The sequence below is a fragment of the Marivirga arenosa genome (assembly GCF_030503895.2).
GTDB classification, from domain to species: Bacteria; Bacteroidota; Bacteroidia; order Cytophagales; family Cyclobacteriaceae; genus Marivirga; species Marivirga arenosa.
Genome location: NZ_CP129970.2, coordinates 589,765 through 616,448, shown reverse-complemented (window position 1 = coordinate 616,448; position 26,684 = coordinate 589,765). Strand labels below are relative to the sequence as shown.

The 26,684-nt window shown below is 34.9% G+C and carries 18 protein-coding genes; 16 read left to right on the top strand and 2 right to left on the bottom strand.

The window, feature by feature from the left end; genetic code table 11:
* Positions 1-205 precede the first annotated feature (205 nt).
* A complete protein-coding gene (gene typA / locus QYS48_RS02580) occupies positions 206-2,014 on the top strand; it encodes a translational GTPase TypA (RefSeq protein ID WP_308357399.1) in 1,809 nt (602 codons plus the stop codon).
* A 101-nt stretch (positions 2,015-2,115) separates the two neighbouring features.
* Here the strand turns inward: typA and QYS48_RS02575 are convergent, their stop codons facing one another.
* A complete protein-coding gene (locus QYS48_RS02575; protein ID WP_308357398.1) occupies positions 2,116-3,405 on the bottom strand; it encodes a hypothetical protein in 1,290 nt (429 codons plus the stop codon).
* Between the two features lie 142 nt (positions 3,406-3,547).
* Here QYS48_RS02575 and QYS48_RS02570 point away from each other — a divergent pair, with 142 nt between their 5' ends.
* From QYS48_RS02570 to QYS48_RS02510, 13 genes are all read left to right on the top strand, one after another.
* Positions 3,548-4,414 (top strand): DUF808 domain-containing protein, encoded by an 867-nt coding sequence (locus tag QYS48_RS02570; RefSeq protein WP_308357397.1) that lies wholly within the window; start codon positions 3,548-3,550, stop codon positions 4,412-4,414.
* A gap of 120 nt (positions 4,415-4,534) precedes the next feature.
* A complete protein-coding gene (locus QYS48_RS02565; protein WP_302103848.1) occupies positions 4,535-4,945 on the top strand; it encodes a hypothetical protein in 411 nt (136 codons plus the stop codon).
* 303 nt (positions 4,946-5,248) lie between these two features.
* Complete coding sequence (locus tag QYS48_RS02560; protein ID WP_302103849.1) at positions 5,249-5,668, top strand: helix-turn-helix domain-containing protein; 420 nt, start codon at positions 5,249-5,251, stop codon at positions 5,666-5,668.
* Between the two features lie 110 nt (positions 5,669-5,778).
* Positions 5,779-7,131: a porin gene (locus QYS48_RS02555; protein ID WP_308357395.1), complete on the top strand. Its 1,353-nt coding sequence runs from the start codon at positions 5,779-5,781 to the stop codon at positions 7,129-7,131.
* An 11-nt stretch (positions 7,132-7,142) separates the two neighbouring features.
* Complete coding sequence (locus tag QYS48_RS02550; protein WP_302103851.1) at positions 7,143-7,406, top strand: DUF4212 domain-containing protein; 264 nt, start codon at positions 7,143-7,145, stop codon at positions 7,404-7,406.
* 27 nt (positions 7,407-7,433) lie between these two features.
* Positions 7,434-9,128, top strand: a complete 1,695-nt coding sequence (locus tag QYS48_RS02545; RefSeq protein ID WP_308357394.1) for a sodium:solute symporter family protein — start codon at positions 7,434-7,436, stop codon at positions 9,126-9,128.
* A gap of 276 nt (positions 9,129-9,404) precedes the next feature.
* Positions 9,405-12,149 carry a sensor histidine kinase gene (locus QYS48_RS02540; protein WP_308358421.1) on the top strand — a complete coding sequence of 915 codons (2,745 nt, stop codon included), beginning with the start codon at positions 9,405-9,407 and terminating at the stop codon, positions 12,147-12,149.
* Positions 12,150-12,158: 9 nt separating this feature from the next.
* Positions 12,159-12,521 carry a response regulator gene (locus QYS48_RS02535; RefSeq protein WP_308357393.1) on the top strand — a complete coding sequence of 121 codons (363 nt, stop codon included), beginning with the start codon at positions 12,159-12,161 and terminating at the stop codon, positions 12,519-12,521.
* 58 nt (positions 12,522-12,579) lie between these two features.
* Entirely contained in the window at positions 12,580-14,475 is a 1,896-nt protein-coding gene (locus QYS48_RS02530) for an acetate--CoA ligase (RefSeq protein ID WP_308357392.1), read from the top strand.
* Between the two features lie 59 nt (positions 14,476-14,534).
* Positions 14,535-16,442 carry an acetate--CoA ligase gene (gene acs, locus QYS48_RS02525; protein ID WP_308357391.1) on the top strand — a complete coding sequence of 636 codons (1,908 nt, stop codon included), beginning with the start codon at positions 14,535-14,537 and terminating at the stop codon, positions 16,440-16,442.
* A gap of 74 nt (positions 16,443-16,516) precedes the next feature.
* A complete protein-coding gene (locus QYS48_RS02520) occupies positions 16,517-18,427 on the top strand; it encodes a DUF294 nucleotidyltransferase-like domain-containing protein (RefSeq protein ID WP_308357390.1) in 1,911 nt (636 codons plus the stop codon).
* Position 18,428: 1 nt separating this feature from the next.
* On the top strand, positions 18,429-19,049 hold the full coding sequence (locus QYS48_RS02515) for a 3'-5' exonuclease (protein ID WP_308357389.1): 621 nt from the start codon (positions 18,429-18,431) through the stop codon (positions 19,047-19,049).
* Positions 19,050-19,187: 138 nt separating this feature from the next.
* Complete coding sequence (locus tag QYS48_RS02510; RefSeq protein ID WP_308357388.1) at positions 19,188-20,678, top strand: carboxypeptidase; 1,491 nt, start codon at positions 19,188-19,190, stop codon at positions 20,676-20,678.
* Positions 20,679-20,747: 69 nt separating this feature from the next.
* Here the strand turns inward: QYS48_RS02510 and QYS48_RS02505 are convergent, their stop codons facing one another.
* Positions 20,748-21,698: an aldo/keto reductase gene (locus QYS48_RS02505; protein WP_308357387.1), complete on the bottom strand. Its 951-nt coding sequence runs from the start codon at positions 21,696-21,698 to the stop codon at positions 20,748-20,750.
* Positions 21,699-22,259: 561 nt separating this feature from the next.
* Between QYS48_RS02505 and QYS48_RS02500 the strand changes: the two genes are divergently transcribed.
* Positions 22,260-23,531 (top strand): c-type cytochrome, encoded by a 1,272-nt coding sequence (locus QYS48_RS02500; RefSeq protein ID WP_302103859.1) that lies wholly within the window; start codon positions 22,260-22,262, stop codon positions 23,529-23,531.
* 35 nt (positions 23,532-23,566) lie between these two features.
* Complete coding sequence (locus QYS48_RS02495) at positions 23,567-26,671, top strand: TAT-variant-translocated molybdopterin oxidoreductase (RefSeq protein ID WP_308357386.1); 3,105 nt, start codon at positions 23,567-23,569, stop codon at positions 26,669-26,671.
* Positions 26,672-26,684 lie beyond the last annotated feature (13 nt).

Sequence of the window (26,684 nt, the reverse complement as noted above, 5' to 3'; positions counted from 1 at the left end):
ATTAACTAAGCTGGTCATATTGACCAGCTTTTTTATTTTTTAAAATGATTTAGTGTCAAATCCTCAGATTATCAGAATATTAAATTATTTCCAATAACTATTATACCCCAAACTATTTTCCTTACCTTTGCAACTTGATTAGTTGATACTTTTTATTAGTTGTATTAACTAGTTGAATATCAGTTAATTTATTTATATTATTTAGATGTCAGAAATTAGAAATGTGGCGATTATCGCCCACGTTGACCACGGTAAAACTACATTGGTTGACAAAATTATTTATGCTTGTCAAGAGTTTCGTGAGGGAACGGAATCAGACGAATTAATTTTGGATAACAACGATCTCGAAAGAGAAAGAGGAATTACTATATTAAGTAAAAACGTTTCCGTTACTTATAAAGATATTAAAATCAATATTATTGATACTCCAGGTCACGCTGACTTTGGAGGTGAAGTGGAACGTGTATTAAAAATGGCTGATGGAGTGTTACTTTTAGTAGATGCTTTTGAAGGCGCTATGCCACAAACACGTTTTGTTTTAGGGAAAGCATTAGACTTAGGCCTTAAACCAATAGTGGTAGTCAATAAAGTTGACAAAGAAAACTGCCGTCCTGATGAAGTACATGAGCAAGTTTTTGATCTAATGTTCAACTTAGACGCTACAGAAGAACAACTTGATTTCCAAACTATTTATGGATCAAGTAAAATGGGTTGGATGAGTACAGACTGGAAAGATAAAACCGATAATATTTTTCCATTGCTTGATGAAATCGTTAAAACTATTCCAGCAGCCCCAGTAAAGGAAGGAATACCACAACTGCAGATTGTGTCATTAGATTACTCTTCTTTTGTAGGTCGTATTGCAATTGGTAGATTATACCAAGGTACTTTGAAAGAAGGAATGCAGATTGGACTTTGTAAAAAGGACGGTACGGTTAAAAAAATGAGAATCAAAGAACTTCAGGTTTTTGAAGGATTGGGTAGAAAGAAAGTAGAAGAAGTACATTCTGGTGATCTTTGTGCAATTATTGGACTAGATAATTTTGATATTGGTGATACGGTTACCGATCCAGAAAATCCAGAGCCATTACCAAGAATTTCTATTGATGAGCCAACAATGAGCATGTTGTTTACCATCAATAACTCACCTTTCTTCGGAAAAGAAGGTAAATTTGTAACTTCTCGTCACCTTCGTGATCGTTTAATGAAGGAAACAGAGAAAAACTTAGCCTTAAGAGTAGAGCCAGCAGGTTCTGAAGATAAATTCTTAGTCTATGGTAGAGGGATTCTTCACTTGTCTGTTTTGATTGAAACGATGAGAAGAGAAGGGTACGAATTACAAGTGGGCCAGCCACAAGTACTGTATAAAGAAATTGACGGAGTTCGTAATGAACCAATGGAGCATTTAATTATCGATGTTCCGGATGAAGTTTCTGGTAAAGCAATTGAATTAGTAACTCAAAGAAAAGGTGAGCTGACTGTAATGGAACCTAAAGGTGATGTGCAGCATTTGGAATTTAATATACCTGCTAGAGGGATCATTGGACTAAGAAATAATATTTTAACTGCTACAGCAGGTGAAGCTATTATGACGCACCGTTTTAACGGTTATGAGCCCTATAAAGGCCCAATTGCAGGTAGAAATAACGGCTCTATGATTTCAATGGATGCAGGTATGGCTACTGCTTACTCATTAGATAAATTAACTGATAGAGGTACTTTCTTTGTTGCGCCTGGTGATGATCTTTATGCAGGTCAGGTAATCGGAGAGCACTCTCGTGATAATGACTTGGTCGTGAATGTAGTAAAGGGTAAGAAACTAACGAACATGAGAGCTTCAGGGTCCGATGATAACGCAAAATTACCACCACCAAAGAAATTCTCTTTAGAGGAGTCTTTAGAATATATTCAGAAGGATGAGTATTTGGAGGTAACTCCACAAAGCATGAGAATGCGTAAGATTTACCTTGATGAAAACGAGCGTAAAAGAATGGCTAATAAAGATAAGTCATAATAGCATCATTTAAATAAAATAAGAAAAAGCCGGTTTATGCCGGTTTTTTTGTTTCTCTAACTTTTAGCTGTCAATTTTTAAGTAAAGATTAGAGTGTTTTTTTAGTAATTAGTTTTATAAAAAGGAACAATGGCAAAACTATTTTTATACATCTCTTTTGGTCCTCGCATCTCTAGTTCATAAAGACCTTCTTTTAAATACCCAACATTCAAATACGTGATAATTCCTTTTCTATTTGTGGAGTTATTGTATTGAAAATAGCTTTTTGTATTGAATATAGAGTCATCGATACTTAATTTATAGAAGTTACTAAGGCCTTTTAAGAAATACCGTCCTTTATTAAAATTTTCTTTTTTTGAACTCATTACTGAATCGTATTTTATAAATTTTTTTATTGAATCTTCCATACTAATGGACAAGGGAATAAAAACTCTCAATATATTTCCATTTATTATATCTGACGGTATCTGAATAATTCCTGATGGGTTTGAGCTATTCTTGTCTTGGTAAAAACCTTCTAATGCTCTATTTCCTTTGTTGTTATTCCAAATTTCTAGTCTTGAAAATACTTCTTCAGGATTGTTTTGATGTACGGAAGAAATACCTATAAAACTTGTGATAATAAAAAATAGAAGAAATATGAAAACATAAGCTTTTTTGAAATTGGAGATGACTACAAAGTAGGTGGGGCGATAGAAGCTTGATAAAGTTAAAAAGTTAAAAATTTTGTAAAATGGCCAAAATAATTTAGCAAAGAGTTTAAATCTTCTAAAATACCCCATTGTTAGAAAATCAATTACTCCTATTATTCCAATCGATAGCACTATATTTCCATATAATTCGAGTGATTGAATTAAGTTATTTGTTATCAGTTCATTATCCGATAGGCTAATGATAGTCACCATAGGTATTATAACCAATACTGTTGCATAAATATATGTTCCTACCAAACTCATAAATAGAAGGAAGGCAATGCTATAAATAAAGCTGCATATTCTTTCTAAGTTCAGTACAATTTGATCAAATGTGGGCACATCATTTACTTTGGCTAAATATTTCGGTTGAAACTTTAATTTATCGGGCTTAATTCCATTTGGAAATGCATAGCTCAAGCCCACCATTCCTACCCATAATCCTCTTGTGATAAGGTGTAAAATAAGCCCTCCAATCAGCCAAAATACACCAATTTTTAAAATTGCAACTAATGTAAACATTGCATTCATGTCGTTATATACTTCACTGGAGAAAAACAGTAAAAATTGATCTAATAGAAGGGGGACTTGAAACATTCCATACAAGACTATTCCGGAGAGCAAAATTTCAGGCTCCCAGCTGTTTAACTGAAGTTTTAGAAGCCATTTTGGTTTTGGTTGAGAGTTCTTTTTTTGCATAGTTAAATTTAAATAAAATATTAGTATATCAAAATTTCGCTATTATGTATCCATAGGAAAAAACAGTGCTTTAGATAATTATATACTCATTTTTATAATTCCATTTTATTACTCTAGTTTTGTAATCTAAACTTACATTTTTATGGCTTCAGGATTTTTCGCTCTTTTTGATGATATCGCAACGCTTATGGATGATGTGGCTACCATGAGCAAAAGTACCACAGAAAGAACAGCAGGATTATTGGCAGATGACCTGGCAGTAAATGCCGAAAAGGCATCTGGATTTGTTGCAGCAAGAGAATTGCCAATTCTTTGGGAGATCACCAAGGGTTCCTTTCTCAATAAATTAATAATATTACCAATCGCTTTCCTTTTAAGTGCCTTTTTACCAATGGTAATTACGCCTATTCTTTTAATAGGAGGGGTGTATTTATCTTTTGAAGGGGTTGAGAAGATTTATGCCTATTTCTTTCATAAGAAGGAGAAAAAACAACATGATTTAAATAGTAAAATTTCAAAAGATGAAGTCCTTGCAATGGAAAAAGAGAAGATAAAAGCAGCAATTTTAGTTGACTTTATTCTATCTATAGAGATCATCGTCATTGCATTAGATAATGTGGCTGAGGAAGAACTTCTTATGCAAATTATTGTGGTTACCATAGTGGCTGTATTAGCAACTGTGGGAGTTTATGGCATAGTCGGTTTATTGGTACGAATGGATGATTTGGGCTATAAATTAATAGCTAGAAGTAAAGGAGAGAAGAGTTTTTTATCCGTTTTAGGAAAAGCTTTAGTAAAAAGCTTACCCATGGTGATTAGAGCACTTACAGTTTTAGGGACTTTTGCAATGCTGTTAGTGGGTGGCGGGCTTTTCCTACATAATATCCATTATTTACATGATCTGTTTCATACATTACCTTCCATTCTCGGTGAGTTAATAGTTGGCTTGATTGTGGGGGTAATTGCATTGTTATTTTATAAGTTATTTAAGGTGTTAAGGAAAGCTTAATAATTTTCATTAATAAAATTATTATCTTAAATCTTTAAGAAATTTTTAAATAGATAATGATCTTTTGTAATAAGTAACATCACGTTAAGTAAGCAAATTGATAAAAAATAATCAACCTCTATGACCAAGAACCAAAAACTGTTAATGCTTATTCCTGCCTTGTGGGCCAGTATATTTGATATTTTTATCACTACCTTTTTTCAGAATCCTGATTATTGGAAGGGTGACCTAAGTAAAGCAACAGAAGGTAACCCGATAGGAGCTTGGTTTATGTCACAACATGTTTCAGGTCTTTTTATTATTTCAGCATTCTGGATAGTTTTGATTGGCGTATTGGGATATTACCTGCCTAGAAAACTGAGTAAGACTTTTTTATTGTTTTGTTTGATTGCTCATAGTTATGGGGCTTCTACTTGGCTTAGTAAATTTACCGGCTTCTGGAGTTTGATTGTCTTTATTTTATTTAATACCATTTTATATGTGGTTTTGGATGAGAGTATTAATCGAAAACAACAACTTCAAAAGGCATAGTGCATAAACCTACACGTTTTTAAATCTTTTCACTTTGTATTGAAACATTGAATTTCAATTGGTTCCTTTTTTATAGCTAATCTTTAAAACAATTAAGGCTAAAAAAATTCAGTAGTGCAACTCAACTCTATTGTTGTTTGATTTCCGATTGGCCTCTTTAAAGTGCTTTTAAATATGGTTTATAGCTAAAAAATTAAAATATAATTCTATTATTAACTAGTTTATTGAATTAAAATATTGTTAAATTGATATATATATGCTAAATTGATATATACCTGTACAATATTAACATCTACAATTCAAATGAAACTAACAATTTGTCCTAAATGCCAGAGTGAAGATATCGTAAAAAGTGGTATTATAAAGAACAGGCAGCGATTTAAGTGTAAAACCTGCAATTATAATTTTACTGTTAACAAAGTAGGGAAAGAAATTGATTCCTATTATGTGGTTAAAGCTTTACAGCTATATGTGGAAGGAATTTCCATGCGTGAAATAGAAAGAGTTTTAGGGGTAAGTCATGTTTCTGTTAGAAATTGGGTAAAAAAATATAATATAAAATCTCCTGAAAAATTAGAATATCATCCAACCTATAAAGTATTGTCGCATAAAGAGTTATGTGATTATGTTGCCGAAGGTAGAAATCTATCAGAGGCAGGGCTTATGATTAGTTCACTTGGTGATAAATACATGCTCATTCGCTGGGAAAGATTTAGAGACTAACTATATCCTTAACATAGGTATATATATTATGAAATAATTTAGCTATTGATCATTGATTTTTGGAGGGTAGTTCATCTGCATATAAAGGTGTTCACTTAAAAAAATCAATCATGAAAAAACTACTACTCTTTTTAGTAACAATTATTGGGGTTTGCTCTTCCTCTTATGGTTTTCAGTCAGACACAACCAGTAAAGAGCTTAAGAAAGAAAAAAAGTGGGATGAGCTGACGCAGCAAGAAGTAGATCATTCCTACAAATCATTAACCGTAAAGCTGACTGAGGATGGCGCCAAATATGTCCGCTTTATTCTTTGGCACCAGCAATGGTTGCAAACATCTAATTTAGCCATTGAAGATGCTCCATTAAGAGCCAGTACCAGTATAAGAAGATCAAGGGTACTTGCTTTTGCTCAAATATCACCTAGGTTTCTCATTTTGACCCATTTCGGTTTAAACAATCTTAGCACTGCTAATATGAGTGCTTTAGGTAACAATGGGGATGGCCCTCAGTTGTTTTTACATGATGCGTGGACGGAATTTAAACTTTTCGATAATTCCGAGGCCTTATTCATTGGTGCAGGGCTTCATTATTGGAAAGGGCTTACGCGTCTTGCTAATCAAAGTACCTTAAATTTTATGACAATGGACAATACACGTCCATTTGTCCAATGGCATTCACTAGGAATTACCGACCAATTCGCCAGACATATGGGGTTCTATGCTAAAGGGCAGATCGGGAATTTTGATTATCGTATAGCCGCAAATAATCCACTTAACCCTGCAAATGCTTTAGGTTTGGGTTCCGATCTTATTAACTCAACAAATGGAGGTAATGACAGCGATTTAGTTTATCAAGGAAGTGTTGCACCTGATACAGATGGGAATCCTGTAGGGAATACTATTATTGAAGGCTATTTCCGATATAATTTTCTTGATAAAGAATCCACCAAATTACCATATCAAGTGGGTACCTATATGGGTAGTAAACAGGTTTTGGGTGTTGGTTTAGGTTTTTTTGCTCATCCAAAAGGAATGTTTAATACTGTAAGTTTAGAGCATTCTAATGTTACTCACTTGGCTGCAGATGTTTTCTATGATGCTCCAATAGGCTCAGGTGGAAATGCAATTAACGCCTATGCCTCCATTATTAATTTCAACTATGGTGAAAACTATATGTCCAGATGGGCAGGTACTGGTACGAATATATATGGTCAACTAGGCTATTTTATCAGGAAAGCCAAGTTGATGCCTTATGTTGCCTTTCAATCTGGAAATTATCAAGCTTATAATGATAATTTAAACGCTTTTGATGCTGGGGTAAATTATTTTGTAAATGGACATAATGCTAAGATCACTCTTGAGTATCATACCATTTCAAATAATCCACTTGAAGGAGGATTGGATGCTGATGGTAATCCGAATGGAGTACAACAATTAAGATTACAACTACACATATTTTTATAAAACCTAATATTATGAAAGATAACAAAGCAAGTATGAAAGCCTACTGGAAGCGAAATCTTCGGTATTTACTGATACTTCTGGTCGTTTGGTTTACGGTATCCTACGGCTGTGGGATTCTATTAGTCGATCAACTAAACCATATTAAGATCGGAGGATTTCCACTCGGATTTTGGTTTGCCCAACAGGGTTCAATTTATGTTTTTGTGATCCTGATATTCGTCTATGTTCGCTTGATGAATAAATTGGATAAGGAATTTGATGTGGACGAAAAGTAAAATTTACACCTATAAAATTTAATTAAAATGGATCAACAAATTTGGATATACTTACTGGTAGGTGTGACTTTCGCCATCTACATTGGAATTGCACTCTGGACTAAGGCAGGGTCAACGAAAGAGTTTTACGTAGCTGGTGGAGGAGTTTCTCCATTAGCAAACGGTATGGCAACTGCGGCAGATTGGATGTCAGCAGCCTCATTTATTTCAATGGCAGGCCTCATTTCCTTTGCAGGATATGATGGAGCTGTTTTTTTAATGGGCTGGACAGGGGGTTATGTTTTATTAGCCTTATTATTAGCACCATATCTCAGGAAGTTTGGTAAGTTCACGGTTCCCGATTTTATCGGAGATAGATACTACTCTAATACTGCTAGAACTGTGGCAGTTATATGTGCGCTTTTTATATCATTTACCTATGTTGCGGGTCAAATGAGAGGTGTAGGAGTGGTTTTTAGCCGTTATCTTGAAGTAGATATTAATACCGGTGTGTACATTGGAATGGCCATTGTATTCTTTTATGCAGTATTGGGCGGTATGAAGGGGATTACCTATACTCAAGTGGCGCAATATGTTATTTTGATATTTGCGTTTATGGTACCGGCTATTTTTATTTCTATTCAATTAACTGGCAATCCTATCCCAATGCTTGGTTTTGGTTCTAAAATGACCGGTAGTGAAACTTATTTACTGGATAAGCTAAATGGATTACACGCTGAGCTAGGTTTTGCAGAGTACACAAGTGGGTCAAAATCTATGGTAGATATATTCTTTATTACCGCTGCATTAATGGTAGGTACCTCGGGCTTACCTCATGTTATTGTTCGTTTCTTCACAGTACCTAGAGTGAGAGATGCTCGTATTTCTGCTGGTTACGCTTTAGTTTTTATTGCTATTCTTTATACTTCAGCTCCTGCAGTTGCTGCTTTTGCCAGAACAAACCTAATTCAAACTGTAAGTAATAAGGAATACTCATTGATGCCTGAATGGTTCAGCAATTGGGAGCAAACAAAGCTTTTGATTTTTGAAGATAAAAATGACGATGGTGTTATTCAATATGTAGCTGATGAGAAAAAGAATGAATTAACGATTGATAAAGACATTATGGTATTAGCTAATCCAGAAATCGCTCAATTACCGAATTGGGTTGTGGGCCTTATGGCTGCAGGGGGATTAGCAGCTGCTCTTTCAACTGCTGCAGGTTTACTCTTAGTGATTTCAACCTCTGTTTCTCATGATTTGGTTAAGAAACAAATAGCTCCAGATATTTCTGATAAAGCAGAATTATGGATCGCTAGAGGCGCAGCAATTGTAGCAGTAGTAGTGGCCGGTTATTTCGGTATAAATCCTCCTGGTTTTGTAGCGGCCGTAGTTGCCTTAGCTTTTGGATTGGCAGCAGCTTCATTTTTCCCAGCTATTATATTAGGTATTTTCTATCAAAGAATGAATAAATACGGAGCTATTGCCGGTATGGTGTCAGGATTAACTATTACTTTATTCTACATGATCACCTTTAAGTTTAACGCTTTCGGAGAGACAACTGCAGATGATCTTTGGTTTGGTATTTCGCCAGAAGGTTTTGGTACTGTAGGAATGTTAATCAATTTTATTGTATCTTTTGCAGTGAGTGCTATGACGCCTCCTCCACCACAACATGTGATGGATATTGTAGATAATATCCGTTTCCCTAGGGGTGCGGGCGAAGCATCAGGCATGCACTAATTTATCTGTTTACTAAAGAGCATTGCAAAACCGCAATGCTCTTTAGTAAATTTATTTGAAGTGAAATATGACACTTAGGGATACATCAAAAAGATTAGCTTTTATCAGTGTACTTTTTATTATACTGTTCAATTTTCCATTTATATCTGTATTTAATAGTTTAGAGAGTTTCCTGGGTATCCCTATTTTATACCTTTATGTATTTTCGGCTTGGGTCATTTTTATTTTGGCGGTATATCTACTAATGAGGAAACGTTCAAAAGGTAATAAATCGTGATGAATTATTGGGTGATCATATTAGTGTCAATTGGCTACCTTATTTTACTATTTTTAGTAGCTTACTTTGGGGAATACCGTGCCAAAGCAGGAAAAAGTCTATTAAAAAATCCCTATATCTATGCCCTTAGTTTGGCAGTTTATTGTACTGCCTGGACGTATTATGGTTCCGTAGGAAATGCGGCTGAATCAGGATTGAATTTTTTGGCTACCTATATCGGTCCAACTTTGCTGGCACCTATATGGTGGTTTATTTTCAAAAAAATTATTAGGATTAGTAAAATTTACAAAATCACTACCATAGCAGATCTTATTTCTACACGTTATGGTAAATCTGTATCATTAGGGAGTCTAGTCGCTATTTTTTGTGTTTTAGGTATCATACCCTATATTTCTATACAGTTAAAGGCTATTTCTTCAAGTTTTCAAATGTTATATGATTCTAGCCTTGTAAGCAACTCGGCTGGTATCTCCTCCTTTATTTTCAATGATTATACTTTCTACATCACTATAGTACTTGCATTTTTTACGATAGTTTTCGGTACGAGAAATATTGATGCTACTGTAAAACAGGAGGGTATGGTGACTGCTATTGCTTTTGAATCCTTATTGAAGCTGGTAGCTTTCCTTATCATTGGATTCTTTATAACTTTTTTTGTATTCGATGGCTTTGCAGATATTTTTTCTGTGGCTGCAGAAGATTCCTCCTTAAATAAACTAACAACCCTGGATTTTAGTGGAGGGTATTCCGAATGGTTTTGGTTGAACATGCTATCGATGATGGCTTTCATGTTTTTACCTCGACAATTTCATGTTTCTATTAAAGAAAATACAAACGAAAAGCATCTCGATAAAGCTATTTGGCTATTTCCGCTATATATGCTAGTGATTAATATCTTTGTTATTCCTATAGCATTTGCTGGTAAAATTTTATTTTCAGGTCAAGAAGCCGTCTTAGCGGACACCTATGTTTTAGCTATTCCAATACTACTATCTCATGAATTTCTAGCCATATTGGTTTATCTGGGAGGTTTTGCTGCTGGAACAAGTATGGTGATTGTATCGACTATTGCGCTTAGCATCATGATCAGTAATAACTTGATATTTCCTTATTTGGTAGGAAATAGTCGTTTTATACGCCTTTTCGAGAATAATATTGGTCGGGGATTATTAAATGTAAGGCGAGCCTCTATATTATTGGTTTTATTATTAAGCTATGGATATTATAGCTTGATTAGTGTCCGCTTTTCCATCGTTTCGGTAGGTTTGATTTCTTTCGTAGCGGTAGCTCAATTTGCCCCCTCAATTATTGGAGGCGTATTCTGGAAAGAAGGAAATAAAAAAGGCGCTATTACTGGTTTAGTAGCGGGTTTCATAGTCTGGTTTTTTTTTCTAGTGTTACCCACCCTTGATCAGACAGGTATCTTTGATTTCATAGTTCAAAATGAAAGACTATTTAATATAATCCCTTTGTCCGATGCTCAAGCTTTTGGGTTACCGATGAGTAAAATACCTGCAGCCCTTTTCTGGAGTCTATTCATCAATACTGCACTTTATATATTTATGTCTTTACGTTTTACTCAAAGTTCAAAAGAGCGAAATCATGCAGAAGTTTTTGTAGATGTTTTTTCATATGCCAAGGAATTTGAAAACACCATGGTTTGGAAGGGTACAGCTTATGTGAAAGATATTAAGGATTTATTGATCAAATTTATAGGATACCGTCAGGCGGATAAGATTTTAAAAGAATATGAATTAAGACAAAGCCTTCAGCTTGACCCTGATAATCTTGCAGATGCCAAATTGGTAGGATCAGTAGAGCGTACTTTAGCAGGTTTAATAGGTTCTTCTTCTGCTCGTCTTTTATTGAGTTCTACATTAAAGGAAGAGGAGATTTCAACTAAAGAAGTATTGGAAATATTAAGAGAAACACAGCAAATCGTTATTGTAAATAAGCAACTAAAAGAAAAATCAGAAGCTTTGGAAAGGGTAAGTCGAAAGCTTTTTAATACCAATGAAAAGTTATTGAAGATGGACCATATTAAAGATGAATTCATTAGCACTATCACACATGAAATGAGGACGCCTATTACTTCAATAAGAGCATTTTCTGAAATACTATATGATAATGATGATATTTCGGTGAACGAAAAGCAAGAGTTTTTAGAGACGATCATAAAAGAAACGGAAAGAATGGATAGGCTCATTTCTCAGGTTTTAGATATTGAAAAATTCAATACTGGAAAACAGAATTTTCATTTAGAATATTTAACGCTAAATGAAGTCATTCAAGAGGCTGTTAGCACTGTCCAAACTCTGATAGATCAGAAAGAAATTACCCTCAGGATAAACTTAGAACAATCAAGTGAATTTGTTTACGTCAATAAAGATCGATTGATACAGGTTTTACTTAACCTTATTTCAAATGCAATTAAATTTTGTGATCAAACTGAAGGTGAAATTCTGATCAATAGTAAGAAGGTGGAAAGTAACTTTATTGTTGAAGTGATTGATAATGGTCAAGGAATACCGGATGAGATCAAGGAGTCAATTTTCGATGTTTTTTATCAAGCTCCAGATCAAACGCGTAAAAAACCGAAAGGAAGTGGCTTAGGATTAAGTATTTGTAAAAAAATAATAGAATATCATCAAGGCGACATTTGGGTAGAGAGTGATGGTGAGCAAGGCTCTAAATTTATCTTTACCCTGCCTGCCAAAGTAATGGAAAGCATAAATGAGAATTAATTAAAATTAATGAAAAAGATATTAATTGTAGATGATGAGCCAAGTATCTTGATGTCATTGGAGTTTCTAATGAAAAAAGAAGGTCATAAAATCTTTATCGCTCGAAATGGAAGAGAGGCCATAGGGATAGTCAATCAAGAGTTACCTGACGCTTTAATTCTTGATATCATGATGCCAGAAGTAGATGGTTACGAAGTGTGTGAATTTATCAAAAGTAAAGAAGAACTAAAGCACATTAAAGTTATATTCCTTACAGCAAAAGCAAAAGAGGAAGATATAAAAAAAGGCCTTGATCTAGGTGCTGATTTATATTTGAAAAAACCCTTTTCAACAAAAGAATTAGTTAAAAAGGTAAATGAATTGGTTGCCTAACTTGTGAACCTTAAATGCCAATGAAAAGACAGCATACATTGCCCAAAAAAATTGAATTATGAAGTACGAAGATTTTTATAATGAAAGTATTAAGCAACCAGAAGAATTCTGGCGTAAACAGGCTAGCCAAATAGACTGGCATACTTTCCCGAAAAATATAATTAGTAAAGATGAGTATGATTACGCACAGTGGTTTCAGGATGGTCAACTTAATTTGAGTTACTTATGTATTGATAAGCATATTGAAGATGGATTTGGCGAAACTGTAGCACTCATTTATGATTCTCCTGTCACACAAACCAAAGAGCATATCACTTTCAATCAGTTGCATCATGAAGTTTCAAAGCTCGCAGGTGGTTTACAAAAGTTAGGCTTACAAAAGGGAGATACTTGCATAATTTACATGCCGATGATACCACAAGCAATCTATGCTATGCTGGCTTGCGTAAGAATAGGCGTGATTCATTCTGTTGTATTTGGTGGTTTTGCTCCTCATGAGTTGGCGATAAGAATAACTGATTGCAAGGCCAAAGCCATTATAACTGCCTCAAATGGAATAGAAATTGATAAGATAATTCCTTACAAACCCTTTGTTGATGAAGCGATTGAAAGTGTTCAAGATAAACCAGAGCATGTCATAGTCTTTAATCGGAATGACACTGAGATTGAATCACCTAAAAGTTATGATGTAGACTATCAAAATCTTGTTGATAATGCTCCTTCAGTAGAAGCAATTCCTTTGCACTCTACTCATCCTTCATACATTTTATACACTTCAGGTACTACGGGAACTCCCAAAGGGATAATTAGAGATACAGGTGGTTATGCAACCGCTTTGAAATTTTCAATGAAATATGTTTATGGAGTTGATGAGGGAGAGGTATTTTGGGCTGCAAGTGATGTGGGTTGGGTAGTGGGACATAGTTTTATTGTATACGGGCCTTTATTAAATAGAAATACGACAGTTCTATTTGAAGGCAAACCCATTAAAACTCCTGATGCTTCGACTTTTTGGCGTGTAATTAGTGAACATAAGGTAAATGTGATGTTTACAGCCCCAACGGCCATAAGAGCGATTAAAAAAGAAGATCCGAATGGTGAATTCATCAAAAAATACGATATGGATTCTTTAAAGTATCAATTCTTGGCGGGGGAACGATGTGATCTAGCTACCTTGACCTGGACAAAAGAGCACTTAAAAGTACCAGTAATCGATCATTGGTGGCAAACTGAGAGTGGCTGGCCCATGATAGCGAATATGGCAGGATTAGAGTTGAAGAAAGTGAAGCCAGGTTCAGCATCTTTTGCGGTTTGCGGTTATGATATTAGAATTTTAAATGAAGCCGGAGAGGAGGTTAATGATGATACCGAGGGATATGTTGCGGTTAAGCTTCCATTACCCCCTGGTACTTTAACGAGTCTTTGGGCTAATCCTCAGCGGTTCAAATCTGGTTATTTAGAACGTTTTCCGGGCTATTATTTTTCTGGTGATGGAGGTTATAAAGATGAGGATGGTTACATCTTTATAACGGGACGAGTAGATGATATCATCAATGTGGCAGGTCACAGATTGTCAACTGCCGAGATGGAGGAAATTGTTTCTTCCCATACATCTGTAGCAGAATGCGCTGTATTTGGCATTAACTGTGAATTGAAGGGGCAAAAACCATTAGGCTTGGTGGTTCTGAAAACTGAAAATAAACTTGAAGAAGAAAAAATAAAGAATGAAATTATCGCTAAAGTCAGATATGAGATAGGAGCAGTAGCTTCATTCAGGGATGTGCTTATAGTGCAACGATTGCCAAAAACAAGAAGTGGTAAGATTCTTAGGAAGTTGCTTCGAAGTATAGCAGATGAAAAGCAATATAATGTTCCATCCACTATAGACGATATACAGATTATAGATGAAGTGAAAACGGTATATGAAAAAGAGGGTATTGGGATTTTTAAATAAGAAATACCATTTTAGTTAAAATGATTAAAAGAATACTATTCAAAATTAAATAAACAATTATGAGTAATTACCACATAAAACATCTTGAAGAATATTATCAGGTATATAGAAAATCAGTTCGAAACCCCAGCGCATTTTGGGAAGAAATTGCCGAAGAGCACTTTATGTGGCGTAAAAAATGGGATAATGTGTTAAGCTGGGATTTTTCTAAGCCAGAAGTGAAATGGTTTGAAGGAGCTAAGCTAAATATAACTGAAAATTGTATAGATCGCCATCTGTTTACTAGAGGGGATAAAACAGCTATCATATTTGAACCTAATAATCCGGATGAGGAGGCTTTGCATATTAGCTACAAAGAATTGCATAAAAGAGTATGTAAGTTCGCTAATGTGTTAAAACAGAATAATATTAAAAAGGGCGATCGAGTGTGTATTTATCTTCCGATGATACCTGAATTAGCAATCGCAGTTTTAGCCTGTGCTAGAATTGGGGCAATACATTCCGTTGTTTTTGCAGGCTTTTCATCTTCTGCACTTGCAGCTCGAATTAACGATTGTGATTGTAAAATGGTCATCACAAGTGATGGTTCCTACAGAGGGGCTAAAACGCTTGATCTAAAAAGCATCGTTGATGAAGCTTTGAAAAGTTGTTCAGGTGTAGAAACGGTACTTGTAGCTAAAAGAATAAATACTGAGATTAATATGGTTGAAAACCGTGACAAATGGCTTCAACCTTTATTAGAGGAGGCATCCACTGATTGCGAGCCAGAAATAATGGATGCAGAAGATCCGCTATTTATTTTGTATACCTCTGGTTCGACAGGAACTCCTAAAGGGATGGTACATTCTACTGCTGGTTACATGGTTTATTCCGCCTACACTTTTAAAAATGTTTTCCAATATAGAGAACCAGACGTTTATTGGTGTACAGCCGATATCGGTTGGATTACAGGGCACAGTTATATTGTTTATGGGCCGCTTTGTAATGGTGCCACCACAGTGATGTTTGAAGGAGTTCCTAATTATCCGAATTTTAGTCGATTCTGGGAAATCGTTGAAAAACATAAGGTAAATCAGTTTTACACCGCTCCAACTGCAATTAGAGCTTTAGCGAAAGAGGGTGTGAGTCATTTAGAAAAGCATGATCTTTCTTCTTTAAAAGTATTGGGAACAGTTGGTGAACCTATTAATGAGGAAGCATGGCACTGGTATGATGATAATGTAGGTAAAAAGAAAGCACCAATAGTAGATACTTGGTGGCAGACAGAAACTGGAGGAATTATGATTACACCTTTAGCATTTTGTACGCCTACAAAACCGACTTATGCTACTTTGCCTTTCATTGGAATTCAACCGGCTTTAATGGATGCTGATGGCAATGAATTAATAGGAAATCAGGTCAATGGTAATTTATGCATTAAGTTTCCATGGCCAAGTATGGCAAGAACGATTTGGGGAAATCATCAGCGATACAAAGACACTTATTTTTCAGCTTATGAAAATAAATACTTTACCGGAGATGGTGCTCTAAGAGATGAAGTAGGCTATTATAGAATTACAGGACGAGTAGATGATGTAATTATTGTATCGGGGCATAATTTAGGTACTGCACCAATTGAAGATACAATAAATGAGCATCCAGCAGTGGCTGAAAGTGCAATTGTTGGCTTCCCTCATGAAATAAAAGGAAATGCACTATATGGTTACATCACGCTGAAAGATACAGGTGAAAGTAGAAATCAAGATAATTTAAGGAAGGAAATTAATCAGCTTATCACCGACCAGATAGGACCTATCGCTAAGTTGGATAAAATGCAGTTTACGCAAGGTTTACCTAAAACAAGATCTGGAAAGATAATGAGAAGAATATTGAGAAAAATTGCAGAAGGAGATACTAGTAATTTAGGAGATACTTCTACATTATTGAATCCGGAAGTGGTAGAATCCATAATTGAAGGAGCAAAGTGATATGTGATAGTCAAAAGGCTGTTTGAGTAAGGAAATAGCCTTTTGATTCTCATAAAAATAGCAGCATAAAACTGATGGCTAATATAATATCCTCGAAAATAGCAGACTTAATTGTGCGTTTTCCTCCTTTTGATAAGCTTGAAAAAGAAGAGCTTAATAAATTGAGTGAAGAGGCTGAGGTACTATATTTTAAAGCTGGAGAAACCGTATTTAAACAAAAAGAGAAAGCTCAACCTTTTATATTTTTTTTAAAGGAAGGTCAGGTTTTACTTCGTGAGACTGATGGGCAAGAAAAAAAACTTGTTGATATATGTGATGAGGGAGAACTCTTTGGTGTTCGTGCAATGCTTACGGGTAATCCTTATGTTTTTGAAGCATACTGCGAGGAGGAGTCATTAGTTTATGCATTCCCCCTTTCTATTTTTAAGCCAATAGTGGATGCTAATAATCAAGTAAGCTTATTTTTTGCAGCAGGTTTAGCCTCCGGTCAAAAAGGAGCCCCTCAACATACCATTTCTTCTCACAATTATCGAAATACTGGGTCAGATTTGTTGAGCTGGCAAAAACCTTTGAATGAGTTCAAAGAGTCACTTATTTTGATCAATAGTAGTGCTAGCATTCAATCTGCCAGTCAGAAAATGACTACTCATTCTGCAAATTGTGCTGTAATAACAGATGAGAAACAAAGAGCTGTTGGTATTATTACAGACACTGATTTGAGAGTAAAGGTAGTAAGTACTGCTTTATCTGTTCAGGAATCAGTATCTAAAATCATGTCAACAGATTTAGTAACGAAAGAAAAGGGACTCCCGCTGGCTGAATATATTATCAGCATGATGAAGCACAATATTAAGCATCTTATTATCACTGAAAAGGAAAAGGTAATAGGGATTTTCAGTCAAGAGACGCTTTTTTCTCAATTACGTTCCAATCCATTTGCCATAATTTACAGTTTAGAATCATCTGAGAATGTTGAACAATTATGCTATCATAGAAATAAGGTAGATCAGTTTCTTCAATACTATTTAGAACAGAATATTAAAACCTCAGTTGTATCACAGCTTATCACTACTATCAATGATTCCTTAATCAAGCGAGCTATTCAGCTTGCTATTTCGGATATGGAATCTGAAAAATATTACAAACCCAAAGTAGCTTTCGCTTTCATTTCATTGGGTAGTGAAGGTCGAGAAGAACAGCTTTTAAGGACTGATCAAGATAATGCTATTATTTTTGAGAATGTAGACGCTGCAGCAATTAATTATACACGTGAATATTTCACTCAATTAGGAAGAAAAGTCAATAAAATCCTTTTTGAGTCAGGTTTCGACTATTGCCCTGCGGATATGATGGCAGGAAATCCTAATTGGTGCCTTACGCTTTCAGAATGGAAAAATCGCTTTAGTGGCTGGATCCACTCACCTGAAAAAGAAGCCTTATTGATGTCTACAATTTTCTTTGACTATCGGTATATATATGGTAAGCAGAAATTGACAAAGGAATTGGATCAATTTTTACAGAAAGAAATTAGTAGCAATAAGATTTTTTTAAACTTCTTAGCTAAAAATGCTACAAAAAATCCTGCTCCTTTGAGTTTCTTTAAGAATCTGATTGTAGAAAGATCAGGTAAACACGAGAAAGAATTTGATTTAAAGGCAAGAGCTATGATGCCACTTACGGATATTGCTCGTGTATTATGTCTTGAAGCAGGAAATGTGAACAATAAAAATACGATAGAGAGATATCTTTTTTTGGCAGAGAATGATAATTCTAGAAAAGAACTATATATGCAAGCGGCTCAGGCTTATGAATTTCTTTCCCAGTTTAGAGCTATTGAAGGGATGAGAAATCAAGATTCAGGACGGTTTATTCCAATAAATGAAATCACAAAGTTTGATAGACAGCTTTTAAGGAATTCTTTTGAACCCATTTACGATTTGCAACAAATGATTGAATTGAGATTCCAACTAAATTATTTTTCATAAAATGAAAATTAGTTTTTGGAAAAATAAGGCGAAAACAGAATATCCAGAAGAAATTCTTAATTATTTTAACTTAAATAAATTAGATGATTCGCATGAACCAGGCTATGTTATTTTCGATACTGAGTCTTCTTCACTTTCTGTGTCATCGGCACAATTGCTTTCTATCGGAGCAGTAAAAATGAAAAACAATCGCATTTCTGTTAATGAAACTTTCAATTGCTTTATTGAAACCGGGAAATCAGGAGTGAAAGGAAATGTACATATTCACGAGATTATGACTTCTGGAAAAGAGAACCGGGTTGAAATTAAAGCAGCGCTTCTTAGCTTTTTAAAATTTATAGGTAATTCAATTTTAGTGGCACATCATGCGAAACACGATATAAGTTTAATAAATAGATATTTGTCAGAGCGTTTTCCTGGCGTTCGATTAGTGAATAAAGTAATTGACACAGCAGAATTAGCCATTGAAAAAGATCAAAATAATGATCCTCCAATTCAATTTAAAGCTGAAAATTATTCGCTTGATGCCTTGCTCAAAAGATACAATATTGATCCTTTAGATCGTCATACTGCTTTGGGAGATGCCTACTCAACTGCCTTACTTTTTCAAAAGCTTATATAAATTCAATGAATATATTATTCATATAGTCGTATTTAAACCACTAATCCTTTCATATCACTTCTGATGGTATTTTGGCTGTTGATATTTAATCCTTTCATTTAGCTTTAGGTTATAGCAAAAAACATAATCAGATAAAATATGAATTATATCAAATCTATAGCATTAGTGGGCCTGCTGCTTTTGGGAATTACAGTAGCTGCTCAAAATCGAAAAATTGCAGTTGATACTATGGTTGTGACAAATCATACTACTACTATTGAAGGTCAAAAGGTTATTTATAGCGCAACAACCGGAACTCAGCCTGTTTGGAATGAAAAGGGAGAGCCAGACGCTACACTTTTTTATACTTATTATAAAAGAACAGATGTGCAAGATGAAAACCGACCACTTTTGATTTCATTTAATGGTGGTCCGGGTTCTGCTTCGGTTTGGATGCATGTGGCCTATACGGGTCCTAAAATCCTTAACATTGATGAAGAAGGTTATCCTATTCAGCCTTATGGCTTTCATGAAAATCCATATTCTATTTTAGATGTGGCAGATATTGTATTTGTTAATCCTGCAAATACTGGGTATTCTCGTACCATCCCTGAAACGGGTAAAGAGGTAAATAGAGGTAAATTTTTTGGAGTAAATGCTGATATTAAATACCTGGCAGAATGGCTAAACACTTTTGTAAGCCGTCATGAAAGATGGACTTCCCCAAAGTATTTAATAGGGGAGAGCTATGGCGGTACGCGTGTATCTGGTTTAGCCTTAGCTCTTCAAGAGCAACAATGGATGTATTTAAACGGGGTAATTCTGGTTTCTCCAGCAGATTATAAAGCCATCAATTCAGATAGTCCGGTTTCATCGGTAGTAAACTTCCCATATTTTACCGCTGCAGCCTGGCACCATGGTGTATTACCAGAAGCTCTTCAATCGAAAGACCTATTGGAAATTTTACCAGAATCAGAAGATTTTGCTATCAATAGCTTAATGCCAGCCCTAGCTAAAGGAGGATTTCTTTCTCAAAAAGAAAAGGAAACTATAGCGGAAAGGATGTCTTATTATTCAGGTTTATCAAAAGAATCAATATTACAACACAATCTGGATGTACCTACTAGCTTTTTCTGGAAAGAGTTATTGCGTGATGAAAAGGGCTACACTATTGGTCGCTTAGATTCACGTTATTTAGGAATAGATAAAACAGAAGCAGGTGTTTCTCCTGATTACAGTGCTGAGCTCACTTCTTGGCTACATTCCTTCACACCCGCAATCAATTCCTACATCAGAGAAGAATTAAAATTCAAGACGGATATTAAATACAATATGTTTGGGTCCGTTTATCCCTGGGATTTTGAAAATAATAATACTCGTGATAATCTAAGAAAAGCCATGGCTGAAAATCCATATTTAAATGTGATGTTCCAAACGGGTTATTACGATGGCGCAACTACCTATTTCAACTCGAAATATACCATGTGGCAGATTGACCCAAGTGGCAAAATGAAAGATCGAATGAGCTTTAAAGGCTACCGAAGTGGGCATATGATGTACCTACGCAAATCAGATTTAGAAACTGCGAATGATGATTTAAGAGAATTTATTAAAAAAACCTTGCCAACGGGAAAATCGGCTAAGTATTGACTTAATAAAAAAGCCGATGAAATCTTCATCGGCTTTTAAATACCATATTATTATTTATATCTAATTAAATTAACCCCACAAATATTCCATAGTATATGGAGATCCTTCTTGAGTCCAGAAGCTACCATCTACGAATCGGTAGTTGGTATCTGTCAGGCTGATTTTGTTCACTTCATCTTCTGTTAAATTAATTTCAGCTGCTTCCAGGTTTTGCTTAATTCTACCCGCATTGGTTGATTTTGGAATAACTGATATTCCTCTATTTAGAGCAAATGCAATCAAGATCTGCGCAGGCGTTTTGTCATATTTTCCAGCAATTTCTTTAACTGCTTCTAATTCAAATAAGTTAGGCTCATCATCCTTTTTCATTTGACTAGCTCTATCTTTTGAACCTAATGGGGAATAAGCAGTAACTAAAATATCATGCTCTTGGCAATAACTCACTAAATCCTCCTGCACCAAATGAGGATGGAGTTCAACCTGATTCATTTCTACCTTTATAGAAGCATTTTTATTTATTCTTTCTAAATTTTTGATATTGAAGTTGGCTACTCCAATATGTTTGCTTAAACCTTTTTCTACAAGCTTTTCCATGGCAGTCCAAGTTTTTTCGATAGGGGCAACCTCAGCACTTAAGAAGTCATCACCACTTTTTGGAAATTGAGATTCAGGTTTTTGAGCAATAGGCCAGTGCATTAAATATAAATCCAGATAGTCTAATTGAAGGTCTTTTAAAGTTTGCTGTAATCCAGCCTCTACATCTTCAGGTAAATGCGCATTATTCCATAATTTTGAAGTGATAAAAATTTCATCTCTTGTGCATAAGCCCTGATCAAATGCTTCTTTCAAAGCGTTTCCTATTTCTTTTTCATTTCCATATATATATGCACAATCAATATGTCTATAGCCTGCTTTTATAGCTTCTAATACGGCATTGTAAACTTCACCTGGCTCAGACTTCCAAGTCCCAAGTCCTAAAGCAGGTAATATGTCTCCATTTCTAAAAGTTAATATTTTCATAAAAGTGATTCGTTTTGTTTACTACAATTTATATACTGATTCACAGCGTGAATGTTGAAAATAATCTGATTTTAAATGAGGTTGCTAATTTGTATTAAATCGTATTTATTACATGAATCTTAGTCTTGTTTAGGGAATTTTAAGAAAGCTTAAACGTATTTTCATTTGTTTTTAATGTATATACATGTATAGGGTAAGAATTTAGTATTCAGTATTTTAAATGAATTAATTGATATTGATTGGATTTTCGCATCTTCTACAGTATGATTGTTTTACTCTAATTTTTTAGCTTTTAGTTACATGGAGCGTCTAATATAATGAGCTTAATCGTGGGAAAAAGTTCAACAGTATCGTTATTTATAATTTTTCTAAATTAGCTGATAAAGCAACCTGCAAAAACTTTTAAAATACTGTTTATCAGATATTTAACCCCTTATTTTTAATTCTGTATAATAAAAGGCTAAATTTGTGTAGTAAATGTATTTGAAATAATGGCTTTGGGCAGTAGATTTGTAGCCAATTAATAATTGGTGTTCCCAGATGCTAAATGAACAAATAAATATGTCCTTGAAAACGTATATTACTCGCTTATCTTTTATAGCATTCCTACTAGTGAGTTTCTTATCATTGCCAAATCATGCTTTTTCGCAGGCAGATGAATTACCTACAAGTGAAGAAGCTATTGCAAATGGTGAAGAATTATTCAATGGTAATTGTGCTGTTTGTCACCAGGTCCAAAATAAAATGGTTGGTCCTGCGCTTAAAAATGTTTACGAAAGAAGAGATATTCCTTGGTTAATTGGTTTTATCAAGAATTCTCAGAAAGTAATTCAGAGCGGTGATGAATACGCTGTTAACCTTTACAATGAATACGGTAAAACAGTAATGCCTAGTTTTTCTTATTTCGCGGATGAAGAAATTAAGAACATCTTAGGTTATATCAAATATCAAACTGATAATCCACCACAAGCAGCAACTGCTGATGCAGCAACTGCTGATGGTGAAGCTGCAACTGCAGGTGGGGGAGGCATTCCTTCCGAATACTTAACCATTATTATTGTTGGTTTTGTAATTGTTTTAGTACTGATTCTCATCGTCTTAGTACTTATTGTTACAGTACTTACTCGTTTCATCAATCAGAAGGAAGATATTGATGATAGAGATAAGGAGTATGTAAATCAAAAAGTTAATTTCAATCAATTAGTAAGAAGCAATGGTTTCTTGTTCTTTGTTATATTTATATTCACAGCAATTGTTGCCAAAACAGTAATTGATGGTTTATATACAGTTGGTGTACAACAAGGTTATCAACCAACACAACCAATTGCATTCTCTCACGAAATACATGCTGGACAGTACGAAATCGAATGCCAATATTGCCATACTGGTGTTATGATTAGTAAGAGTGCCAATATTCCTTCAGCGAATATCTGTATGAACTGTCACTCAGCTATTAAAACTGAATCAAAAGAAATTGCTAAAATTTATAAAGCAATTGACTATAATCCTGAAACTGGAGAGTATGGTGATAATGTGAAGCCTATAGAGTGGGTAAGAGTTCACAATCTTCCAGATTTAGCTTATTTTAATCACTCTCAACACGTTAATGTGGGTGAAATTGAGTGTCAAACTTGTCATGGCCCTATTGAGGAAATGGCTGTTGTAAAGCAATGGAATACATTAACAATGGGATGGTGTATAAACTGTCACAGAGAAACTAAAGTAAATGCTAAGGGAAATGCATATTACGATGACTTAGTAAAAGCTCATGATGGTGGCGACTTAAAAGTTGTTGACATAGGTGGTTTAGAGTGTTCTAAGTGTCATTATTAATTAAAAGAATTTAATCGACTTCATTAATCATAGATATGAGTGATCAAAAAACATATTGGAAAGGAACTGAACAATTAACGAATGATCCGTCATTTGTTAAAAATGCGGAAAAGGAATTTCCTGAGTACTTACCAATCAATGATAAAAAAGAATCTAATGGAGGAAATACTTCCAGGAGAGATTTCTTAAAAATGATGGGGTTTGGTGTGGCAGCAGCTTCTTTAGCGGCTTGTGAAGCACCTGTAAGAAAAGCAATCCCTTATTTAAATAAACCGGTTGATGTAGATCCGGGTATTCCTAATTACTATGCCTCTACGTATTCAGTAGGTGGTGATTATGCTAGTGTTGTAGTTAAGACTAGAGAAGGAAGACCTATCAAAATTGAAGGAAACAAAAAATCTTCTATCACTCAAGGCGGTGTTAATGCTCAGGTAGAAGCTTCAGTTCTTTCATTATACGATCAAGAGAGATTAAGAGGGCCATTAAAAGAAGGTAAAAATACTGACTGGGCTACTTTAGATAAAGAAGTTACTAGTCAGCTTCAAGCGATTAGTGATGCAGGAGGACAAATCAGAATTGTATCTAATACAGTAAATTCTCCTTCTACTTTAAAAGCGATTGAAGAATTAGCAGCTAAATATGGAAATACAGAGCACATCATGTATGATGCTGTATCTCAAAATGGAATGTTAGCAGCTAATGAGGCTATGTTCGGACTAAGAGCTGTGCCTTCATATGATTTCAGTAAAGCAAAAACTATCGTAAGTTTTGGTGCTGATTTCTTAGGTACTTGGGTTTCTCCAATCGAACACACTAAGCAATATAGTAAAACTAGAAAGGTTAATGCTGAGAATAAAAACATGTCTCGTCATTACCAATTTGAAAGTAATCTTTCATTAACTGGTTCTAACGCAGATTATAGAACGCCAATCAAACCTTCTCAAGAAGGATTAGCAGTCGCTGCTTTATTCAATGAAGTAGCAAAGTTAACTGGTAATAGTGGTGTTTCTGCTACTAAAGTTGATGTAGCGAATATTGCAAAAGCAGCAAAAGATTTAGTAGCAGCAAAAGGAAATTCAATTGTAGTTTCTGGTTCAAATGATGCAGATGTTCAAATGTTAGTGAACGGTATCAATAACATGCTAAATAATTACGGTACTACCATTGACCTAGCGCATTACTCAAATGCAAGAAAAGGTAATGAGGCAGATTTCAATCAAATGATTAAGGATGCTAATTCTGGTAGTATAAAAGCAGTTATCTTCTATAACGCCAATCCTGTTTATGATTCAGGAATGGGAGAGGAGTTAACAAAAGCTTTATCTAAAGTTTCTTTAACAGTTTCTACTTCTGACAGAAAAGATGAAACCGCAGCTATAGTAAAATATGTAGCTCCAGATCATCACTTCTTAGAGTCATGGAATGATGCAGAACCAAAAATAGGAGAGTTAAGCTTAGCACAGCCTACTATTTCACCATTATTCAAAACTCGCCAAGCTCAGGACAGTTTCCTTACTTGGTCAGGTAACAAACAAGAATACTATAACTTCTTAAGAAAGAATTGGGAAGATGCTCATTACACTGGTCAAGAGCCAACATTTGACATCTTCTGGGATAAAGTATTATATGATGGTGTATTCACTTATGATTTAGAAAGTAATGAGTTAAGCACCCAAGATGTTAACTTTTCTGCAGTTGCATCGAGAATAAATAAAAATTATAAGCCAAATAACACAGGCTTAGAAGTAGCACTTTACCAAAAAGTATCTATTGGAGATGGTCGTCAGGCAAATAACCCGTGGTTACAAGAATTACCTGATCCAATTTCAAAAGCAACTTGGGATAACTATGCTACTATCTCTCAAAAAATGGCTAATGAGTTAGGTATTAAGATTTTTGAAGGTAAAACTTCGTTAATCAAACTTAACATTAATGGCCAATCAATGGAAGTTCCTGCATTAGTTCAGCCAGGTCAAGCAAATGGCACTATCGGTTTAGCTTTAGGTTACGGTAGAAAAATGGCAGGAAAAGTAGCCAATGGTGTTGGATTTGATGTATATCCTTTAGTAGGAAGCTTAAATGGAGCTAATTATTATGCTGTAACTTCAGGTGTTAATGTTGAAGGAACAGCAGGTGATTACCAATTAGCTCAAACTCAGACTCACCAAACCTTCATGGGGCGTGAGACTGTAATTCAAGAGGCTTTATTAGAGGACTATAAGAAAAAGGATTGGACAAGAGATTTCCAACCTCATATTGAAACCAGTAAAGGAAAAGTAAAACCATCTAAGTTAACACTTTGGAATGGTCACAAATATAATAACCACCATTGGGGATTAGCAATTGACTTGAATTCATGTACAGGTTGCGCTGCATGTACAATTGCATGTCAATCAGAAAATAACATTCCAGTTGTTGGTAAAGAAGAGGTAGTAATGAGAAGAGATATGCAGTGGATGCGTGTTGACCGTTACTATAGCTCTGATGCGGCTCCAGATGATACAGCAGGATTAGAGAAAGCAGCTGAAAATCCAGAGGTTACTTTCCAACCAATGATGTGTCAGCATTGTAATAATGCACCTTGTGAAACGGTATGTCCAGTTGCGGCAACTACCCACAGTTCAGAAGGTCTTAATCAAATGACTTATAACAGATGTGTGGGTACAAGATATTGTGCTAACAACTGTCCTTATAAAGTAAGAAGATTCAACTGGTTCAAATACCATGATAATACTAAGTTCGATAAGAACATGGCCATGAATAATGACCTAGGTAAAATGGTATTAAACCCAGATGTAACGGTTCGTTCTCGTGGAGTTATGGAAAAATGCTCTATGTGTATTCAAAGAATCCAGGCTGGTAAGTTAAAAGCTAAGAAAGAGAAGAGACAAATCGAAGATAAAGATGTGAACACAGCTTGTGCTTCAGCTTGTCCTTCTGATGCTATCGTTTTCGGAGACTTAAATAATGAAAACTCTGCAATTTCTAAATACTTGAAATTGAAAGAGCGTAATGACGAACCAATTAAAGAGGTGAATGAAGAGCGTGCCTACCATGTGTTGGAAGAGTTACGTGTAGCACCTAACGTTTGGTACATGACCAAAATTAGAAATAAAGATAAAGTAAATACTAAGGCTTAATTTAATAAAGTAG

Bases quoted from the DNA above. Each gene is read 5' to 3' on its own strand.
- typA (WP_308357399.1), top strand. From the start codon at position 206: ATGTCAGAAATTAGAAATGTGGCGATTATCGCCCACGTTGACCACGGT.
- QYS48_RS02575 (WP_308357398.1), bottom strand. From the start codon at position 3,405: ATGCAAAAAAAGAACTCTCAACCAAAACCAAAATGGCTTCTAAAACTT.
- QYS48_RS02570 (WP_308357397.1), top strand. From the start codon at position 3,548: ATGGCTTCAGGATTTTTCGCTCTTTTTGATGATATCGCAACGCTTATG.
- QYS48_RS02565 (WP_302103848.1), top strand. From the start codon at position 4,535: ATGACCAAGAACCAAAAACTGTTAATGCTTATTCCTGCCTTGTGGGCC.
- QYS48_RS02560 (WP_302103849.1), top strand. From the start codon at position 5,249: ATGAAACTAACAATTTGTCCTAAATGCCAGAGTGAAGATATCGTAAAA.
- QYS48_RS02555 (WP_308357395.1), top strand. From the start codon at position 5,779: ATGAAAAAACTACTACTCTTTTTAGTAACAATTATTGGGGTTTGCTCT.
- QYS48_RS02550 (WP_302103851.1), top strand. From the start codon at position 7,143: ATGAAAGATAACAAAGCAAGTATGAAAGCCTACTGGAAGCGAAATCTT.
- QYS48_RS02545 (WP_308357394.1), top strand. From the start codon at position 7,434: ATGGATCAACAAATTTGGATATACTTACTGGTAGGTGTGACTTTCGCC.
- QYS48_RS02540 (WP_308358421.1), top strand. From the start codon at position 9,405: ATGAATTATTGGGTGATCATATTAGTGTCAATTGGCTACCTTATTTTA.
- QYS48_RS02535 (WP_308357393.1), top strand. From the start codon at position 12,159: ATGAAAAAGATATTAATTGTAGATGATGAGCCAAGTATCTTGATGTCA.
- QYS48_RS02530 (WP_308357392.1), top strand. From the start codon at position 12,580: ATGAAGTACGAAGATTTTTATAATGAAAGTATTAAGCAACCAGAAGAA.
- acs (WP_308357391.1), top strand. From the start codon at position 14,535: ATGAGTAATTACCACATAAAACATCTTGAAGAATATTATCAGGTATAT.
- QYS48_RS02520 (WP_308357390.1), top strand. From the start codon at position 16,517: ATGGCTAATATAATATCCTCGAAAATAGCAGACTTAATTGTGCGTTTT.
- QYS48_RS02515 (WP_308357389.1), top strand. From the start codon at position 18,429: ATGAAAATTAGTTTTTGGAAAAATAAGGCGAAAACAGAATATCCAGAA.
- QYS48_RS02510 (WP_308357388.1), top strand. From the start codon at position 19,188: ATGAATTATATCAAATCTATAGCATTAGTGGGCCTGCTGCTTTTGGGA.
- QYS48_RS02505 (WP_308357387.1), bottom strand. From the start codon at position 21,698: ATGAAAATATTAACTTTTAGAAATGGAGACATATTACCTGCTTTAGGA.
- QYS48_RS02500 (WP_302103859.1), top strand. From the start codon at position 22,260: ATGTCCTTGAAAACGTATATTACTCGCTTATCTTTTATAGCATTCCTA.
- QYS48_RS02495 (WP_308357386.1), top strand. From the start codon at position 23,567: ATGAGTGATCAAAAAACATATTGGAAAGGAACTGAACAATTAACGAAT.